This window comes from Streptomyces sp. ID05-39B, from assembly GCF_033794725.1.
Lineage (GTDB): Bacteria > Actinomycetota > Actinomycetes > Streptomycetales > Streptomycetaceae > Streptomyces > Streptomyces bobili.
On the sequence record NZ_JARGEF010000007.1, the window covers coordinates 66,125 to 84,622 of the forward strand.

14 protein-coding genes and 2 pseudogenes are annotated in these 18,498 nt (G+C 68.1%); 11 read left to right on the top strand and 5 right to left on the bottom strand.

Features of this window, described 5'->3' with window-relative positions; all coding sequences use genetic code 11:
* Positions 1 to 26 precede the first annotated feature (26 nt).
* The 4 genes from P1P75_RS03605 to P1P75_RS03620 all read left to right on the top strand — a co-directional run bounded on the left by P1P75_RS03605 (position 27) and on the right by P1P75_RS03620 (position 4,636).
* On the top strand, positions 27 to 2,624 hold the full coding sequence (locus tag P1P75_RS03605) for an ATP-binding protein (RefSeq protein ID WP_319251726.1): 2,598 nt from the start codon (positions 27 to 29) through the stop codon (positions 2,622 to 2,624).
* Positions 2,621 to 3,334, top strand: a complete 714-nt coding sequence (locus P1P75_RS03610) for a response regulator (RefSeq protein ID WP_319251728.1) — start codon at positions 2,621 to 2,623, stop codon at positions 3,332 to 3,334. Before P1P75_RS03605 ends, P1P75_RS03610 begins: the two co-directional genes overlap by 4 nt.
* 132 nt (positions 3,335 to 3,466) lie before the next feature.
* On the top strand, positions 3,467 to 3,865 hold the full coding sequence (locus tag P1P75_RS03615; RefSeq protein WP_319251730.1) for an OB-fold nucleic acid binding domain-containing protein: 399 nt from the start codon (positions 3,467 to 3,469) through the stop codon (positions 3,863 to 3,865).
* A 3-nt stretch (positions 3,866 to 3,868) separates the two neighbouring features.
* On the top strand, positions 3,869 to 4,636 hold the full coding sequence (locus tag P1P75_RS03620) for a DUF3159 domain-containing protein (protein WP_319251732.1): 768 nt from the start codon (positions 3,869 to 3,871) through the stop codon (positions 4,634 to 4,636).
* Positions 4,637 to 4,772: 136 nt separating this feature from the next.
* On the opposite strand, the gene P1P75_RS03625 is transcribed toward P1P75_RS03620, so the two are convergent.
* The gene (locus tag P1P75_RS03625) at positions 4,773 to 5,441 is read right to left on the bottom strand and encodes a TrkA family potassium uptake protein (RefSeq protein WP_319251734.1); all 669 of its coding nucleotides are present in this window, start codon (positions 5,439 to 5,441) and stop codon (positions 4,773 to 4,775) included.
* Entirely contained in the window at positions 5,441 to 6,109 is a 669-nt protein-coding gene (locus tag P1P75_RS03630) for a TrkA family potassium uptake protein (protein ID WP_319251736.1), read from the bottom strand. Before P1P75_RS03630 ends, P1P75_RS03625 begins: the two co-directional genes overlap by 1 nt.
* Before the next feature lie 418 nt (positions 6,110 to 6,527).
* Between P1P75_RS03630 and P1P75_RS03635 the strand changes: the two genes are divergently transcribed.
* The 3 genes from P1P75_RS03635 to P1P75_RS03645 all read left to right on the top strand — a co-directional run bounded on the left by P1P75_RS03635 (position 6,528) and on the right by P1P75_RS03645 (position 11,516).
* Positions 6,528 to 8,630: an APC family permease gene (locus P1P75_RS03635; RefSeq protein WP_319251738.1), complete on the top strand. Its 2,103-nt coding sequence runs from the start codon at positions 6,528 to 6,530 to the stop codon at positions 8,628 to 8,630.
* Positions 8,631 to 8,721: 91 nt separating this feature from the next.
* A complete protein-coding gene (locus tag P1P75_RS03640; RefSeq protein ID WP_319251739.1) occupies positions 8,722 to 10,086 on the top strand; it encodes a class I SAM-dependent RNA methyltransferase in 1,365 nt (454 codons plus the stop codon).
* 515 nt (positions 10,087 to 10,601) lie between these two features.
* A complete protein-coding gene (locus P1P75_RS03645; protein ID WP_319251741.1) occupies positions 10,602 to 11,516 on the top strand; it encodes a hypothetical protein in 915 nt (304 codons plus the stop codon).
* Between the two features lie 354 nt (positions 11,517 to 11,870).
* On the opposite strand, the gene P1P75_RS03650 is transcribed toward P1P75_RS03645, so the two are convergent.
* The 3 genes and pseudogenes from P1P75_RS03650 to P1P75_RS03660 form a co-directional block, all read right to left on the bottom strand.
* Entirely contained in the window at positions 11,871 to 12,539 is a 669-nt protein-coding gene (locus P1P75_RS03650) for a nucleotidyl transferase AbiEii/AbiGii toxin family protein (protein WP_319251751.1), read from the bottom strand.
* A gap of 5 nt (positions 12,540 to 12,544) precedes the next feature.
* A complete protein-coding gene (locus tag P1P75_RS03655) occupies positions 12,545 to 12,937 on the bottom strand; it encodes a hypothetical protein (RefSeq protein WP_319251743.1) in 393 nt (130 codons plus the stop codon).
* A 1,110-nt stretch (positions 12,938 to 14,047) separates the two neighbouring features.
* Positions 14,048 to 14,251 (bottom strand): annotated as a pseudogene (locus P1P75_RS03660) (IS701 family transposase); the annotation flags it as partial.
* 88 nt (positions 14,252 to 14,339) lie between these two features.
* Here P1P75_RS03660 and P1P75_RS03665 point away from each other — a divergent pair.
* The 4 genes and pseudogenes from P1P75_RS03665 to P1P75_RS03680 form a co-directional block, all read left to right on the top strand.
* Positions 14,340 to 14,432, top strand: a pseudogene (locus P1P75_RS03665) (IS5/IS1182 family transposase); the annotation flags it as partial.
* 203 nt (positions 14,433 to 14,635) lie between these two features.
* A complete protein-coding gene (locus P1P75_RS03670) occupies positions 14,636 to 16,615 on the top strand; it encodes a hypothetical protein (RefSeq protein WP_319251745.1) in 1,980 nt (659 codons plus the stop codon).
* Positions 16,616 to 16,623: 8 nt separating this feature from the next.
* Positions 16,624 to 18,039, top strand: coding sequence for a hypothetical protein (locus P1P75_RS03675; protein ID WP_319251747.1), 1,416 nt, complete (start codon positions 16,624 to 16,626; stop codon positions 18,037 to 18,039).
* Positions 18,020 to 18,403 carry a hypothetical protein gene (locus tag P1P75_RS03680; protein ID WP_319251749.1) on the top strand — a complete coding sequence of 128 codons (384 nt, stop codon included), beginning with the start codon at positions 18,020 to 18,022 and terminating at the stop codon, positions 18,401 to 18,403. Before P1P75_RS03675 ends, P1P75_RS03680 begins: the two co-directional genes overlap by 20 nt.
* Positions 18,404 to 18,498 lie beyond the last annotated feature (95 nt).

The window sequence follows — 18,498 nt, forward strand, 5'->3', positions numbered from 1 at the left end:
AGGAGTCGGCGGAAGACAATGAGGACATGGCACGCGGCAAGCTTCGCATCCACCTCGGCGCGGCACCGGGCGTGGGCAAGACGTACGCGATGCTGTCCGAGGCCCACCGGCGTGTGGAACGGGGTACGGACTGCGTGGTGGCGTTCGTCGAGCACCACGACCGGCCGCGTACGGCAGCGATGCTGCACGGCCTGGAGGAAGTTCCCCGACGGCAGCTGGACCACAGGGCTGCCGTCCTCACCGAGATGGACGTGGACGCGGTACTCGTCCGCGGCCCCCAGGTCGCCCTCGTGGACGAGCTGGCCCATACGAACGTTGCTGGCTCACGCAACGCCAAGCGCTGGCAGGACGTGGACGAGCTGCTCGGCGCGGGCATCGACGTGATCTCCACGGTGAACATCCAGCACCTGGAGTCCCTCGGCGACGTCGTGGAGTCGATCACGGGGGTCAGGCAGCACGAGACGGTTCCGGACGAGTTCGTACGCCGCGCCGACCAGATCGAGCTGGTCGACATGTCGCCGCAGGCCCTGCGCCGCCGCATGGCACACGGCAACATCTACGCACCGGACAAGGTCGACGCGGCCCTGTCCAACCACTTCCGGCCGGGCAACCTCACCGCCCTGCGGGAACTTGCCCTGCTGTGGGTCGCCGACCGGGTCGACGAGCACCTGAAGCAGTACCGCAGCGAGCACCGGGTGTCCGCGATCTGGGGTTCGCGGGAGCGGATCGTGGTCGGGCTGACCGGCGGCCCGGAGGGGCGGACGCTGGTCCGGCGGGCCGCCCGGCTCGCGGAGAAGGGCGCCGGCGGTGAAGTGCTGGCCGTCTACATCGCGGGCGGTGACGGCCTCATCTCCGCCTCACCCAAGGAACTGGCCGTGCAGCGCACGCTCGTGGAAGACCTCGGCGGCACCTTCCACCATGTCGTCGGCGACGACGTTCCGGCCGCCCTCCTCGACTTCGCCCGCGGAGCCAACGCCACACAGATCGTCCTCGGCTCCTCCCGCCGCAAGGCCTGGCAGTACGTCTTCGGGCCCGGCGTCGGTGCGACGGTCGCGCGCGACTCGGGGCCAGACCTCGACGTGCACATCGTCACCCATGAGGAGGCGGCCAAGGGGCGGGGCCTCCCGGTGGCCAGGGGGGCGCTGCTCGGGCGGGCCCGGATCATGTGGGGCTGGGCGGTCGGGCTGGCCGGCCCACCGCTGATGACGGTGCTGCTCGGCGCGGTCGACCTCGGTCTGGCCAACGACATGCTGCTGCTTCTCACCGTGACGGTCGCGGCGGCGCTGCTCGGCGGCCTGCTGCCGGCGCTGGCCTCGGCGGCCCTCGGCTCCCTGCTGCTGAACTACTTCTCCACAGAGCCCTTGCACCGCTGGACCGTCGCCGATCCGAAGAACATCGTGGCCATCGTGATCTTCGTCGGGGTCGGGGTGTCCGTGGCGTCGGTGGTGGACCTCGCCGCCCGGCGCACCCACCAGGCCGCCAGACTCCGGGCGGAGTCGGAGATCCTCTCCTACCTAGCGGGCAATGTGCTGCGCGGCGAGACCAGCGTGGAGGCGCTGCTGGAGAGGGTGCGGGAGACCTTCGGCATGGAGTCGGCGGCCCTGCTGGAGCGCGGGGACCACCTGGCGCCGTGGACCTGCGCGGGCCGGGTCGGCGCAGGGCCTCCCGTGGAGCGGCCGGAGGACGCCGATGTGGACGTGCCCGTCGGGGACCGTCTGGCACTGGCACTCACCGGGCGGGTGCTGCCCGCGGAGGACCGGCGGGTGCTGGCCGCCTTCGCCGCGCAGGCAGTCGTCGTGCTGGACCGGCGGCGCCTTCAGGAGGAGGCCGACCAGGCCCGCACCCTCGCCGAGGGCAACCGGATCCGCACTGCTCTGCTGGCCGCCGTCAGCCACGACCTGCGCACCCCGCTGGCCGGGATCAAGGCGGCGGTGACAAGCCTGAGATCCGACGACGTGGCCTGGTCCGAGGAAGACCGGGCGGAACTGCTCGAAGGCATCGAGGACGGCGCCGACCGGCTCGACCACCTCGTCGGGAACCTCCTGGACATGTCCCGCCTCCAGACCGGCACCGTCACGCTGATCATCCGGGAGACCGATCTCGACGAGGTCGTGCCGATGGCGCTCGGCGGGGTCCCGGCGGGCAGCGTGACGCTGGACGTCCCGGAGACGCTGCCGATGGTCGCCGTGGATGCCGGACTGCTGGAGCGGTCGGTCGCCAACCTCGTCGAGAACGCGGTGAAGTACAGCCCGGACGGCACCCCCGTGCTCGTGTCGGCCAGTGCCCTCGCCGGCCGGGTCGAGGTCCGGGTCGTGGACCGTGGGCCGGGAGTGCCGGACGACGCCAAGGAGCGGATCTTCGAGCCCTTCCAGCGGTACGGTGACGCTCCCCGGGGAGCCGGGGTGGGCCTGGGCCTCGCGGTCGCGCGCGGCTTCGCCGAGGCGATGGGCGGGACGCTCGGTGCCGAGGACACACCGGGCGGGGGACTGACCATGGTGCTCACCGTACGTGCGGCCGAGGACCGCGGCGCGGACCGGCCGGGACCGTCCACCGGACTCGCGCCCCCCACCGCAGGCGGCCGGCGCCAGGAACACCCCGCACAACCAGAAAGGCAGGCTTCATGAGCTCGACCGGGGGGACCCCGCAGAGCGCCACGAGGGTGCTTGTGATCGATGACGAACCGCAGATCGTGCGCGCCCTCGTGATCAACCTCCAGGCCCGTAAGTACGAGGTCGACGCGGCACACGACGGGGCCACCGCGCTCCGGCTCGCCGCCGCCCGTCACCCGGACGTGATCGTGCTCGACCTGGGGCTGCCCGACATGGACGGCGTCGAAGTGATCAAGGGGCTGCGCGGCTCGACCCGGGTGCCGATCCTGGTGCTGTCCGCCCGGCACTCCTCGGACGAGAAGGTCGAGGCCCTTGATGCGGGCGCCGACGACTACGTCACCAAACCCTTCGGCATGGACGAGTTGCTGGCCCGGCTGAGGGCCGCCGTCCGCCGGGCCGAACCCGCGGGCGGGGGAGAGGACGAGGCCCTGGTCGAGACTGCCGGGTTCACGGTCGACCTGGGCGCCAAGAAGGTCAACAGAGACGGCAAGGACGTACGGCTCACCCCCACCGAGTGGCATCTGCTGGAGGCGCTGGTGCGCAACACCGGCCGTCTGGTCGGACAGAAGCAGCTGCTCCAGGAGGTGTGGGGGCCGTCGTACGGGACGGAGACGAACTACCTGCGGGTGTACATGGCGCAGCTGCGCAGAAAGCTGGAGGCCGATCCGTCGCATCCCCGGCACTTCATCACGGAGCCGGGGATGGGGTACCGATTCGAGAAGTGAGCCACGAGGTGTGCCCCCGAGGGACCGGAACGGGACCGGGGCCGGGACCGGTCCGGGGGCCGGAGCAGCGGGGCCAGGTGAGGGCCGGCACGCGGGTTCGGGCCCGGAGGGGCGTCCCGGTACGCTTCAGGTATGAGTGCTGTTCCTCGTTCCGAGAAGCCGGCCGGCCGGTTCCGGCGCATGCTCGATCGGCTCTCCTCCTCGCAGGAGGATCTGGAGTCCGAGGAGCTGCGCGAGGACGCCGAGACCGCGGGCTGCACACGGATCGGAGACTGCCAGGACCGCCAGGTCGTGACGGTTACTGGTACCTTGCGCACGGTCACCCTGCGGCCGCGGGCCGGAGTCCCGGCGCTGGAGGCCGAGCTGTTCGACGGCTCCGCCGCGCTGGACGTGGTGTGGCTGGGCAGACGCTCCATCGTGGGCATAGAGCCAGGGCGCAGGCTCATAGCATCGGGCCGGATCTCGCTGAGCCGGGGCCGCCGCGTGCTGTTCAACCCCAAGTACGAACTGAGACCCCTTGGTAGGGAGTAGCCGGTGACGTCGCTCGACAAGCCGACCGAAGACACTCAGCAGGACGACGCCCGGGCGGTGACGGAGGCCGCGCTGTTCGAGGCGTTCGGCGGAGTGCGGGGCATGGTCGAGACGGTGGTGCCCGGCCTGCTGTTCGTCACGATCTACACGATCAACAAAGACCTGCACATGTCGGCGATCGCCGCGCTGGCGGTGTCGTTGGTCCTGGTCGTGGTCCGCCTGGCCATGAAGGACACCGTGAAGCACGCCTTCAGCGGTGTCTTCGGTGTCGCCTTCGGTGTCGTGTTCGCGATGATGACGGGCAACGCGAAGGACTTCTACCTGCCCGGCATGCTCTACACGCTGGGGCTGTCGCTGGCGTACATCATCACGACCCTGTGCGGGGTTCCGCTGCTCGGGCTGATCCTCGGGCCGGTGTTCAAGGAGAACCTCTCCTGGCGGACCCGCAATCCCGGCCGCAAGAAGGCGTACGCGAAGGCCAGCTATGCCTGGGGGCTGATTCTCCTCGCCAAGTGCGCCATTCTCTTCCCGCTGTACTGGTGGGCCGATACCACTCAGCTCGGGTGGGTGCTGATCGCGCTGAAGATTCCGCCGTTCCTGCTGGCCGTGTGGCTGACCTGGGTGTTCCTGGCGAAGGCGCCCGCGCCGATCGATGTCTTCGCCGAGATGGAGGCGGAGGAGAAGGCCGCGGAGCTGAAGGCCGCGGAGCTGAAGGGCGCCGCGGGGTCGGAGTCCGCGGACGCCGGTCCGCGGCATCGGCGGGAGGACTAGGCACCGGCGGGACGGGTGGGTTCGGCGGGGAGTTTTCGCCCCCGCCGAACCCACCCGTCCCGTCGCCGGGGGCTGCGCCCCCAGATGCCCCGTCGACGCTCCGCGTCTCGTCCTCGAATGCCGGACCGGCTGAAGATCACTTCTCGCGGCGTACCGACAGCAGGTCCTCCAGCTGCTCCTCGCGGGCCTGGGCGGCCACGAACAGGAGCTCGTCGCCTGCCTCCAGGGAGTCCTCGCGGGACGGGGTGAGGACCCGGGTACCGCGGATGATGGTGACCAGGGAGGTGTCCTCCGGCCACTCCACGTCGCCGACCTGGGTGCCGGCCAGGGCCGACTCCTCGGGGAGGGTCAGTTCGACGAGGTTGGCGTCGCCGTGACTGAAGCGGAGCAGGCGGACCAGGTCGCCGACGCTCACCGCCTCCTCGACCAGGGCCGACATCAGACGCGGGGTGGAGACGGCGACGTCCACTCCCCAGGACTCGTTGAACAGCCACTCGTTCTTCGGGTTGTTCACCCGGGCGACGACGCGCGGGACGCCGTACTCCGTCTTCGCGAGCAGGGACACGACCAGGTTGACCTTGTCGTCGCCCGTGGCGGCGATCACGACGTTGCAGCGCTGGAGGGCCGCCTCGTCGAGGGAGGTGATCTCGCAGGCGTCGGCCAGCAGCCACTCCGCCTGGGGGACGCGCTCGACCGAGATGGCGGTCGGCGCCTTGTCGATCAGCAGGATCTCGTGGCCGTTCTCCAGCAGCTCACCGGCGATCGAGCGGCCGACTGCGCCGGCTCCGGCAATGGCGACCCTCATCAGTGACCGTCCTCCTTCGGGCCCTCGGCGAACGCGGCTTCGACCTTCTCCACGTCATCCGTGCGCATCATGACGTGCACCAGGTCGCCCTCCTGCAGAACCGTCTGCGAGCTGGGCAGGATCGCCTCGCCGAGGCGGGTGAGGAACGCGACGCGGACGCCTGTCTCCTCCTGAAGCCTGCTGATCTTGTGTCCGACCCAGGAGCCGGAGGCGTGGACCTCGGCCAGCTGGACGCCACCGGTGGGATCGCGCCACAGCGGCTCGGAACCCGCGGGAAGCAGCCTGCGCAGCATCTGGTCGGCCGTCCAGCGGACCGTGGCCACCGTCGGGATGCCCAGGCGCTGGTAGACCTCGGCGCGACGGGGGTCGTAGATACGGGCGGCGACGTTCTCTATGCCGAACATCTCGCGGGCCACGCGGGCAGCGATGATGTTGGAGTTGTCGCCGCTGGAGACGGCGGCGAAGGCCCCGGCCTCCTCGATGCCCGCTTCGCGCAGGGTGTCCTGGTCGAAGCCGACCCCGGTGACCCGGCGGCCGCCGAACGAGGAGCCAAGACGTCGGAAGGCGGTGGGGTCCTGGTCGATGACGGCGACCGTATGCCCCTGCTGCTCCAGGGTCTGGGCGAGAGCGGAACCCACTCTGCCGCAGCCCATGATGACGATGTGCACGACCGTCCTTCCGAGGTCAAGTGTTGCTGACTTGGCTGTAACAGGGTCTCAGACCGCCGACCAAGCTACACACGCGCGGTCCGCGGAGGGCACCCCTGTGCACGGTTGACGGTTTCAGCGACGGCTGATGCTCCAGAGGCTGAGGAGGGTGAGGATTCCGAGGCCGACGAGGGCGCCGACGGCTCCGATCAGCTCCGCGGTCGTGTGCATGGAACCTCCGATGAGGCGGCAGCGGACGGGAATTGTCATATAGACATGGCGATCGGCGTGGCCAGGGAATCCGCAGCCGCGCCATGGCCGAATTCACCCGTGAGGCAGACGGAACGCCTCCACGCCGGGGCCGGGGCGCACTGTCTCCCCGGCTGTTCCCGGGGGGAGGGTGGGCGAGCCCCTGTTCGAAGGCATACGATGCTCAGTTGTGTCCAAACTGACCGACGTGCCCAAGCGGATTCTGATCGGGCGCGCACTGCGCAGTGACCGGCTCGGAGAAACGCTCCTGCCGAAGCGCATCGCCCTACCCGTCTTCGCTTCCGACCCGCTGTCCTCCGTGGCCTACGCGCCCGGGGAGGTGCTGCTGGTCCTGTCCATCGCGGGCGTGTCGGCCTACCACTTCAGCCCCTGGATCGCCCTCGCGGTCGTGGTGCTGATGTTCACGGTGGTCGCCTCCTACCGGCAGAACGTCCACGCCTACCCCAGCGGCGGCGGCGACTACGAGGTGGCCAACACCAACCTCGGCCCCAAGGCGGGCCTCACCGTCGCGAGCGCCCTGCTCGTCGACTACGTCCTGACCGTGGCCGTCTCCATCGCCTCCGGCATCGAGAACCTCGGCTCCGCGATCCCGTTCGTCGTCGAGCACAAGGTGGCCTGCGCGGTCGCCGTCGTCGTCCTGCTGACGCTGATGAACCTGCGCGGCGTCAAGGAGTCCGGCAAGCTCTTCGCCATTCCGACGTACGTGTTCGTCGCGGGTGTTTTCACCATGGTCGCGTGGGGCGCGTTCCGGGCACTGGTCCTGGACGACACCATGCGGGCGCCGACCGCCGAGTACACGATCAAGGCGGAACACCAGGGTCTGGCCGGCTTCGCCCTGTTCTTCCTCATGCTGCGCGCGTTCTCCTCCGGCTGTGCGGCGCTCACGGGCGTGGAGGCCATCTCCAACGGCGTGCCCGCCTTCCGCAAGCCCAAGTCCAGGAACGCGGCGACGACCCTCGCCGCGATGGGGCTGCTCGCCGTCACCATGTTCTGCGGGATCATCGTGCTGGCCCTGGTCACGGACGTCCGGATGGCCGAGAACCCGGCCGTGGACCTGCTGAGCAACGGGGTCGCGGTCGGCTCCGACTACGTTCAGAACCCGGTGATCAGCCAGGTCGCCGAGGCCGTCTTCGGCAAGGACACCTTCCTCTTCGTCGTCCTCGCCGCGGCCACCGCGCTGGTCCTGTTCCTGGCGGCCAACACCGCCTACAACGGCTTCCCGGTGCTCGGCTCGATCCTCGCCCAGGACCGCTACCTGCCCCGCCAGCTGCATACCCGCGGCGACCGCCTGGCGTTCTCCAACGGCATCGTGCTCCTCGCGGGCGCGGCGTCGCTGCTGATCATCGTGTACGACGCCGACTCCACACGGCTGATCCAGCTCTACATCGTCGGCGTCTTCGTGTCCTTCACGCTCAGCCAGACCGGCATGGTCCGGCACTGGAACCGCCACCTGACGACCGAGACCGACCCGGCCGAGCGCCGCCGCATGGTCCGCTCCCGGGCGATCAACACCTTCGGAGCGTTCTTCACCGGCCTGGTCCTGGTGGTCGTCCTGGTCACCAAGTTCACCCACGGCGCCTGGGTCGCCCTGCTCGGCATGGTGATCTTCTACGGCGTCATGTCCGCGATCCGCCGCCACTACGACGGCGTCTCCGACGAACTGGCCGCACCCGAGGGCCCCAGCGACGACAGCGTCCGCCCCTCGCGCGTCCACTCGGTGCTGCTGATCTCCAAGATCCACCGTCCGACGCTGCGGGCCCTCGCCTACGCCAAGCTGATGCGTTCCGACACCCTGGAGGCGCTCACCGTCAACGTCGACCCGGCCGAGACCAAGGCGCTGCGCGCGGAGTGGGAGCGGCGCGGCATCGACGTACCGCTGAAGGTCCTCGACTCGCCCTACCGCGAGGTCACGCGGCCGGTCATCGAGTACGTCAAGAGCCTGCGCCGGGAGTCGCCGCGGGATGCCGTGTCGGTGATCATTCCCGAGTACGTGGTCGGCCACTGGTACGAGCAGCTCCTGCACAACCAGAGCGCGCTCCGGCTGAAGGGCCGGCTGCTGTTCACGCCGGGTGTGATGGTGACCTCGGTGCCGTACCAGCTCCAGTCCTCCGAGGTGGCCAAGAAGCGGGCCCGCAAGCGGCAGGAGTGGAACGCTCCGGGTTCCGTGCGGCGGGGTCCCGCGGGCGAGGGGCGCGGGAAGGAGCCGTCCGGCAAGGGTTCGGCGGGCTCCCCGGACACGCCCGGCCCGGACTCACCGGGCCCACAGGCCTGACCGGATCATGGTGAGCGGCCGGACGACAGCCACGTAGACTGGTGGGCTGTTGTCCGGCCGTACCTCGTTCGAGTAGTGGAGTCACCCCGCCATGCAGGCAGAACCGAAGAACTCGCAGGCGGACCCGCGGGTGGACTCGCCGGCACGCTCGCTCGTCGGCGAGGAGTACGAGGTCGAGGTCGGCCCCGTCGCCCACGGCGGTCACTGCATCGCCCGCACCGACGAGGGCCAGGTGCTGTTCGTCCGGCACACGCTGCCCGGCGAGCGGGTCGTGGCCCGGGTGACGGACGGTGAGGAAGGCGCGCGGTTCCTGCGCGCGGACGCGGTGCGCGTCCTGGACCCGTCCAAGGACCGCGTCGAGGCACCCTGCCCGTACTCCGGACCCGGCCGCTGCGGCGGCTGCGACTGGCAGCACGCCAAGCCGGGCGCCCAGCGCCGGCTCAAGGGCGAGGTGATCACCGAGCAGCTCAAGCGGCTCGCGGGCCTCACGCCCGAGGAGGCCGGCTGGGACGGCACCGTGATGCCGGCCGAGGGCGACAAGCTTCCGGCGGGCCAGGTTCCGCAGTGGCGCACGCGCGTGCAGTACGCGGTCGACGCCGACGGCAACGCCGGACTGCGTCGCCACCGCTCGCACGAGGTCGAGCCCATCGAGCACTGCATGATCGCCGCCGAGGGCGTCAGCGAGCTGGGCATCGAGCAGCGGGACTGGAGCGGCATGGTCTCCGTCGACGCCATCGCGGCGACGGGCTCACAGGACCGCATGGTGATCCTCGAACCCCGGCACGGCGCCCGCCTCCCCCTCGTCGAACTCGACAAGCCCGTCTCCGTGATGCGCGTCGAGGAGCACGACGGCGGCATCCACCGCGTCCACGGCCGGGCGTTCGTGCGCGAGCGTGCCGACGGCCGGACGTACCGGGTCGGCAGTGGCGGCTTCTGGCAGGTCCACCCGCAGGCCGCCGACACCCTCGTCAAGGCGGTCATGCAGGGTCTGCTGCCGCGCAAGGGCGACATGGCGCTCGACCTGTACTGCGGTGTCGGCCTCTTCGCCGGCGCCCTCGCCGACCGCCTCGGCGACAAGGGCGCGGTGCTCGGCATCGAGTCCGGCAAGCGCGCCGTCGAGGACGCCCGCCACAACCTCGCCGGCTTCGACCGCGTGCGGATCGAGCAGGGCAAGGTCGAGACCGTCCTCCCGCGTACGGGGATCAGCGAGGTCGACCTCATCGTCCTCGACCCGCCGCGAGCGGGAGCGGGCCGCAAGACGGTCGAGCACCTGTCGTCCCTGAAGGCGCGGAAGATCGCCTACGTCGCCTGCGACCCGGCCGCGCTGGCCCGGGACCTGGGGTACTTCAAGGACGGGGGATACCGGGTGCGGACGCTCAGGGCGTTCGATCTGTTCCCGATGACGCACCACGTGGAGTGCGTGGCGATTTTGGAGCCGGTCCGAGACAGTGCCTGACCTGCAGCTTTTGGGGAATGGTCGTCGGTTCGACCTGTTTCCGGTGGTCGCAACAGGTGGACGTGGAGAACGCTGCCTGAGCTGGGGTTTCTGGTGCTCCGGTGGCGGCTTGCGCGCGGGCCGCAGCGATTCCTGACGCACGGATGACGCACGCTCTGACGGGCCGTCAGCTTCGATTCGAAGACTGCTGGTTCGTGGCTGTTGCTGGCCGGTTTCGGCAGCCGGGCTGCGTGGTGACGTGGGTCAGCCGGAAGGTTGTCGAGAACGCTGAGACCGTCAGTGTCTGGTGTGCTCCGAGGTGTCGAGCCAGAGCCCGATGCGCGGAGTCTCCGCCCGCAGGCGTGGTCGAGTGCCTCGACCGTCCAGACGCCGTACCCGGCCTTCGGGATCCTCGCGCCCAACCGCGATGGCCTGGGCTGGCATCTGCGCGGACCCAACGCCCTGCGCATGATCGGGACCTCCCACGAGGTGGAGGCCTCAGGGCCAAACAGGACTGTGAACTCCAGGAAAGCATCGTGCAGGAAGGCCGTCCAGAACTCCCCGACGGCCAGCCGGCTCCGCTGACCAACACTCAGCTCGACGACCTCCTGGGCGAACGGTCCAGCCGGACCAGGGTCGTCCTCGGCACATCTGCTACCGGAGTCACCGACATCGCCCGGACCTTGCGTACGATCGCCGGACCGATCGATGGCTGGACGCTGCCGCCCGTCGGCAAGCCCAGCGTCTACAAGCAGGAGCTCACCGGAGGACGCCCTCGCGAACGACGTGTCGTCATCAGTGACTTCGTCAACTACCGGGACCCGGTGCGGCCTGAGACCTGCCGGGAGGCCGTCGACCTGGCCGAGGCGCTGCTGCCCGTCACCCCGGGAGTCACCCGCGCGGTCGTCCTCGTCACGGACACCACCCAACTGGCCCTGTGGCGGACCCTACTGATGGGAACCGAACCCACCTCGGCAGCCCCGGTGGTCCTGCGCCGTCACGACCGCCGCAGCCTGCGGGGGTGGGCTCAGCGTGTCAACATGTTCCACACGGAGGACCGTCTGGACCGTCTCCACGAGCTGACCGGCGGCTGGCCCTTCTTGGTCAGCCGAGCGCATCTCCTCCATGGCGAACTGGGTGACCCCGCCGAGGTGTTGCGCCGCCTGGCAAACCTACGCACGGACCGGGTCGAGGCCCGCGCCTTGGCCGAGGCGGCCGGAGTGTACGCGGACCCGCTGCTTGCCGCTGGGTACCGGGCCCTCGACGACGAGTTCAAGGACGGCCCTTTCGATCTGGAGGGCGCGGTGACTGCTGTGGCACTCAAGATCGAGGACGAGGATGAGGGGCGGTGGATCGTCAACTGCCTGGACGCTCTTCAGGTGTTCGACCGCGAGGACACCCAGTTGCACCTGGAACCGCTGTTGCGCCAGTGCGTTGCGCTCCGCATGTGACGGTGCATGATACTGGTCCGGCCGCCCGCATGCCCGGGCGGCCGGTCGCCTTTCACGGTCACCTTGCCGATAACCGACCAGACACGGCGAGGCAGACTCTGGGCTGCCAGGGCCGTCCCATGACGGGCAGCGTGTTCAGCTGACGTCGGAGACCCGGCGTACGTATATCCCGGCGCCGCTCTGCCCTGTTCACGCCGCCTTCCCTACGGCCGAGGCCCTGGAGGCCGGGTTCATAGGCGCGCACGAGGGATGACCCCAGTTGGTCACCGTCCCGATGGGGCCGCAGCTTGCCCGGCGTGCTTGCTGTGACAAGCTCGCGGCCTCGTTTGCAGCTGTGATCTCGTCCGGCCGCGATTAGTCGATGTCCGGCTCATCGGCCTCTGCAAGGAGCCGGGTCGCGAGGTCTTCGGCCCACTCCAAGGCCCATGTGCGGAGAGCACTGATGGTGGCCTCGTCCAGGCCGTAGGCAGTGAGGGCTTCGTCGTCGGTCCACTCGGCGCCCGTGAGGTTCGACTGCAGATCCTCGCGCTCGAAGCGGCCACGCGCGTGGCGGCGGCCAAACTCCTCGAGCTCGGCATTGCTCCAGCGGCGGGAGGCCGCGAACACGTCAATCAGGTCGCGGGGCGCCCCGCGGTCGGCGAGAGCGCGGACTTTGGTCCCGATCACGTCCTCCTCTGCGAGGACGGGTCCGTACGGGCTTTGGGTGACCGGCCGCCAGAAGATCTCCTTGAGGATGTCGACCTCGCATTCCTGCCCGGTGACCGGGTCGGTCACGGTGAAGCGGGCGGACAGCGGGGCGGTCTCCAGCGCGTGCACCTTCCAGCCGCGGGCTTCCAGGCCGGCGCGGAGCGCGGCGGCGATGTCGGCCATGGGCGCCGGGTTCTCGGTGGCGACATCGAGATCCTGGCTCGGGCGGTTCACGAGGCGGTGCGCCCGCACGGCATACCCGCCGGTGAGAACCAGGGGATACGGGGAGCCGAGAGCGATCACATCCGCCAGGAGCCGCGTGTGCAGCTCCGGCATGTCGGTCACGCGGCCGCCCGGGTGCGGGACGCGAGCTTGGGAAAGGCGTCTTCCCACACGGCGCGCACGGTACGGCCGACGAGTGTGCGCAGCACCGGCCACAGCTGGAGGAGCAGATCCTGGTTGAGGTACCGGGGCAGGTCATCGCGCAGACCCTCGTGCAGGACAGTGCGGTACAGGCCCATGCGCTGGCGAGGCTTGCTCATGTCGTACGAGGTCATCCCCGACCAGGCCATGTGCAGTGGCAGCTCCACGACCCCCTGGGTCGGGCCGTGCAACTCGTCCAGCGACTCCGGCAGCCGGAGCCGGAACTTCTCCCGGTACAGCGCGAGGTCCTCGGCGACTGCGCCCGAGATGTCGCTCGGCGTGGGTGAGGCAGGCTGTGAGCTGGAGGGCATAACTCCATTATGGCGGTCTGAGAAGCGGTGCGGGTCATGATGTTCGAGCCTGCGTCCAGAGTGAGCGGGAGTGGGTTCGTGCAGGTGAGCTCGTCGTGGCGGCCTCTTTCGCCCGAAGAGGAGGGATGGACTGTTGGTCATGACGCTCGTTTGACGCTCTGGGCGCCCGCGCCCGGGACAGAGAGTCGATGATCCCGCTTTGACCTGGGCTTTTCCGTGACTCGCCCAGGTCGGCATCTTTCCGATGACGCACCACGTGGAGTGCGTGGCGATTTTGGAGCCTACTGCAAAGGGGCTCTGACCTGCAGTTTTCCTAAATTGCTCAGGCGTGTCCGGGTGCGCTCGACGTGTTCCCCGAAATACACGACGTGGGACGTGTCCTGGTGCCGGGGAGTGGGTATGACCTGCGGCTTCGTGGGGGCGTCTCGCGAGGTGATGGACGGTTTCTCCTCGGTCCATGGGGGCGTGTGGGAAACCGTCCTGACGCTCATTCGACGCTGTTTCCGGCGGAGCGTCAGGTGGGTGGGGCTGCTCCAGCCGTGCGTGGAAGAAGGGTCGTGTATCCGAGTGTCATCAAACGGTACGAGGATGAGGCAGGTCGTCACCCGGCGCCGACCGGCGCTCGCCCGGCCTGCCACAGTGGTAGAGCCAGGGTGATGCCTGTCGCCCAGGGGCCGGCGGGCCGAGCGCTGATGTCGCGGTGAGACCCCCACCTACGTCTCCGAGGAGTATCCGCACTCTTTCCCACGTCTGGACAGCCGGCCTTCTTCTCGTAGCCGTCAGCTGACGAGAAGGAGGCCGGCAGGGCCTGGAAGAGCCTTACGGGGTCACGCACCTGCTGGTTCCACCCCTGCCAGCGGTCTAGTACTCCAGTGCGGTTTCGTGATCTATCCAGCACGTTTGCCGACGGATCGGCGTCGGTAGTGGCTGTGTCGGGCTGTTGCCTGGTGGCGTCTGCGCCAGGTTGACCACTGCAGCCTGGCCGCGGTTACGGCCGGTGGGCCGAAGACGGCGGTGAGCAGGTGGCGGATCTCTGGGACGGTCGAGGAGAGTCTGTTCACTGCTGCGGGCTGGGCGGTGCGGATCGGTGGGCCGCTTCGGTGCCGCGTCGGCGGCGAGGGCGGCCAGGAAGGCCAGGGCGAGCATGGCGAGGGTGATGTGCCGGTGCCATGAGGTCCAGTGCCTGACCTGGTCGAGTCCGACCTGGCCCTTGGCGGCCTGGAAGCATTCCTCGACGCTCCAGCGGACGCCGGCGACACGGACCAGCTCCGCAAGGGTGGCCGTGGTGGGTGACCAGCACAGGTAGAAGGCGAGTCCCCGGTGGTGCGGTTGCGGCGATCATTTCCCAGGCAAGGCGGCAGCGGTCCGTGGGGCCGACCGACGGTGAAGCCGCACCTTCCCCTGGCTTGTCGAGCGGAGGATCTCTTGGCTGCACGGCTTCCGCCGCCTGCGCATCCGCTGCGAACGACACGACGACGTCCACGAGGCATTCCTCAGCGTGAAGCCAAAGAGACAGAACCTAACGGCCGTCACCAAAGGGCAGGTGAAAAGCGTACTCCGTGGACGCATTCAGCTGGCACCATCCCGCCAGCCGTGTTGCGATGGTCGCGCCTACCAGCTCAATTGTGTCCATGCGTCTGCTGAGTGGGGCGGGCACGATCGGTCGCAGCCGCAAGGCAAGCTAGAAGGGGTAGGTGAATGGCCACATCGTTTGTGGGGCGATGGCGTGGAACCGTCATCAGTCGCAAGGCTGGCTACGGCCATCGTGTTGTCGTCAGCGGTGCCGCTGCCGGGAACGGAACGTACGACGCAGTTGTCGGTAGGAGCTTTGAGTTCACCGATGGGTCTGCCAGGCTGGAGTGGAACAACGGGGCTGGCTGGGCAGAGAGCTCCGTCGTGCATGATGTGGGTCTGGCGAGTCCCGTGGTGTGGACGTGTGACCTTTCAGCGGACGACGGCTATCTCCCCGGCGGTGGGGACGGCGACTACGCCGACCTCAAGGTCTCATTTGAGTACATTGATCCCCTCTTTGCTGTCGACGTGCGTCCCTTCGCCCTTGAACGTGGCAGCCGGGTGATGCTGCCCGACGGGATCTTTGACACGTCTCAAGGTGTGCAGTACATGGGAGTGCGGATTCGCAATACCTGGTTCGTTCCGTGGAATCCGCAGGACCCTTCCGGTGACCTCATGTCGGGTGTCCCGGGCGTGGAAATCGGAATCGCCCCGGAGTCTCGTGCCGCGCTGGCCGCTCGTGGGATCGTTGTGCGCGACGACTGGCTCCCCGCCGAGGCGGAGGCCTTCGGGCAGGAGATGAACGCTGGGTACGTCCGTATGCCGACTCTTGCGGTCGGCGAAACTACCACGATCTACTTCAAGATCGACGTAAGCCAGGCAGGCCCGTCCAAGCCGCAGATCGGATTCGTCGCCCGGCGTTCTAAGCACGACCCGAAGTATGACGCGCCCACGCGCGTGGCGCAAAAGCAGATTTTCGTCAGCCGCAGCACGTATGACAGTGCACGAAAGGAACTCGTCTGTGAGGTCCCCGAAGGCCGGTTGCGCCTGAAGTTCACCTCAATCGTTTTGGACCAAAAAGCAGCGAACGCCGCAGCCAAGGACCTTCTCGCCTGCCTTGAACGATCCCATTCCGGAACTGGGAGCTTGCCCAAGACCGGGGGGAGTCGGTTGAAGTATGGGTGGCAGCAAGGAAGCCTCTCGAAAGACGAATGCCGGGTGCGCGGCTCTGCGGAACTGCGTGACCTGTTCGCCGACCTGCAGGACGGCAAGGACGTCGACGTGTGCCGGCTGCAGCGCGTTCTGGAGGCTTGCTGCTGCTCGTCCTCCCCCTGCGGCTGCAATGGCGGACCTGGCGCCGGTTCCGACGGCGGCGGCACTGGCGGTTGGGGCGACGGCACGGGCGTTGACGGATGGTGTCGCGTCAAGCCAGTCGCATGGCTGCCCATCAGCTTCAAGTACCGGATCGAACCGGCAACCTCGTTCTCGGGCCAGTACGGGCCGCTGGCCTTCCAGGACCCGTGGTGGAAGGTCGTTCTCATCCTCGTTGCCGTGCTGCTCGAGATCGCCTCGTTGATCCATGACTACGTACGAGCCGGTCAGGACCCAGAGTTCATCATTGGAAAGATTCTGCGCAACGGCGACGCTATGACCAATGCTATTGACTGCGCCGTATCCGACCTGAACCGTTCCCGCAGTGTGGATCGTGGGGTGCAGGACGCACAGTCCGACGACAGTAACAACGCCTCACCGATCGAGGGGCTGGGTGGCATCATTAGCCTCGATCGAACCGACAACGGGAACTTCGGGGTGCAGGCAGCGACTATGGGCAACACCGTATGGAAGTCCGGAGGCCGCACCGGGACAACGAGAGGAACCGTGACGAGTATCACCTACTCAAGCGCCCCGCCCTTCGACGACCACGACACGATTTCGGGAACGGTCACTTTCACGAACCAAGTGCTCGTAACCCAGATCACCGGTATGACACAGCCCTTGTCGCAAGGCGGTGACTCTGGATCGGTCTGGGTGGACATGGCCAGTAAGCGGCCTATTGCTCTGAACTTCGCTGGCCCCGCCGACGACAGCGGAACCTACGGCGTAGGAAACCCCATCCTCGACGTAGTTAACCGTCTCAACATCCGATTCAACCCCATCCCTTTCTAGGAGCCGTCGTGAGCGCTCCGTTCGACCGCGAACTTGAACAGGCAATCAATGCGGCTACTGCACACGAGTTGCGCCTGCTGAATGTGCCAGGGGTCGTCAAGGTCGGCGCTGGCCCGCAGCGCACTGGGGGCGTCCTCACCGGTCGCGCCGCGGTCGTGGTGACCGTTCGGGCCAAGCGTTCGCCACAGGAGCTACAAGCGCTTGGGCTAACGCCGCTACCGCGCGAGTTGAATGGCGTGCCCGTCGACGTGATGGAAGAACACGTCCCGCAGGAAGCTCCCGAGATCGTACAGGCGCACGACGCTGCGGCTCAGGTGCTGGACCGCGTACGCGACGAATGGTTGCGCGAACCGAATGTCACGGGCATCGGGGTGGCCTACAAGAAGACAGGCGGGCAGACGGACTACCAGCGGTTGGCACTGACCGTTTTTGTTGCTCAGAAGGTCGCCCCTGACGAAGTCCGCCGATGGGGCTGGCGCGAGGTGCCCTCAGAGATCGACGGGATTCACACCGACGTTGAGGAGCTGCCACCGCCGCGTCCCACAACGGACGCCTCCGGCTCCCGAGGCGACCGCAAGGACCCACTCCTCGGCGGCATCACGGTCGGCGTCAACACCAGGCCGTTCAGCTGGGGAACGTTGGGTGCAGTCGTTTTCGACCGCAACACCAACGAGCAGCTCGTGCTCAGCAACCAGCATGTGCTCGATGGGACGTCGGGCACCGAAGTCGTCCAGCCATCCCCGATCTCCCTTGACGACTCCCTCGAGATCGGCTTTCAGTTCAACGCCTGTAATCCAATTGACTTTTTCCGGCTCGACACGCCCAACACGACCCTTGGGTCCGTTCTTGCCGGCGCGGCTGTGAGCGCGGCTTTGGCCGCGGCAATGAGCGACGAGATCGATCCGACCCGCCGGGGCCAGGAAGCGACGTGGCCACCGGAGGGCGCGCATACCCGCGGGGAGAGCCATAGCGTCGCCCTTACCTATCCGGAGATGCCAATTCCCGGCACACACTTCGAGATTGGCGCCACGTGGTCCTACGCGCGTCACACCACGGAGGGTGACCTCACCTATGAGGCAGACGACCTCAGAACCAACCCCCACGTGCTCGAAGATCAGCTGCTCCTGACTGACCGGAGCCGCTACCGGGCGGGCGACACAGTGCGGCTATACGGACTGATCCTCCCGGAGAAGTGCGCCTGGCACGGCGGTGATGAGACCCAAGTGACTGAGGCTGACCTCGCTACGTGGACAGCAGCCCTGCCGCCCCCCGCCCCGCTACCTCCCGCTACCTCCCGCTCCGCTGTCCGCCAGCAGCGCCATGCACCATCCACCTGTCCGAGACAAGATGGTTGCAGAAGTGACAGGGGACTGTCCCTGCGGCAGTTTCCATGTAACGGCCCTGTTGACGCCGGTAGACGTTGACCAGGCTTTTCCCATCGTGCTCCGGCAACCGGTCCGCGCCCGGGCCTTCGACGAGTGGATTGCCATGATGGACGTGCTGGAGTCGTACGTGGGAAAGGACCTGGCACTCGCGGAACGCGTGACGCGGCTGATGCGCTACGGGTGCTGGTACGTCGGATCGTTCACCACTGCCGATGTCCCCACTGGCGGATGGCGGCACTACCTGCATGTTCAGACTCTGAATGATGCACCGGCCGGCATGGACCCGGCTGAGGCGGCCCAAATCATCGGCGGGCTCCCGGTGAGTCAGAACACCCGACCTCAGAATGTGGGCTGCGGACCGGTCGTCCTTGAGGACGGTGAGTTTGACATCGAGCCACTCTAGCCTCGATCTTGCGTGACGGTCCGCCGACGGAGTCGGTGGACCGTTTTCGTGCTGTGGGCTGAGGCTGGGCAGGTTGAGGGCCCGAGTGTCGTCTC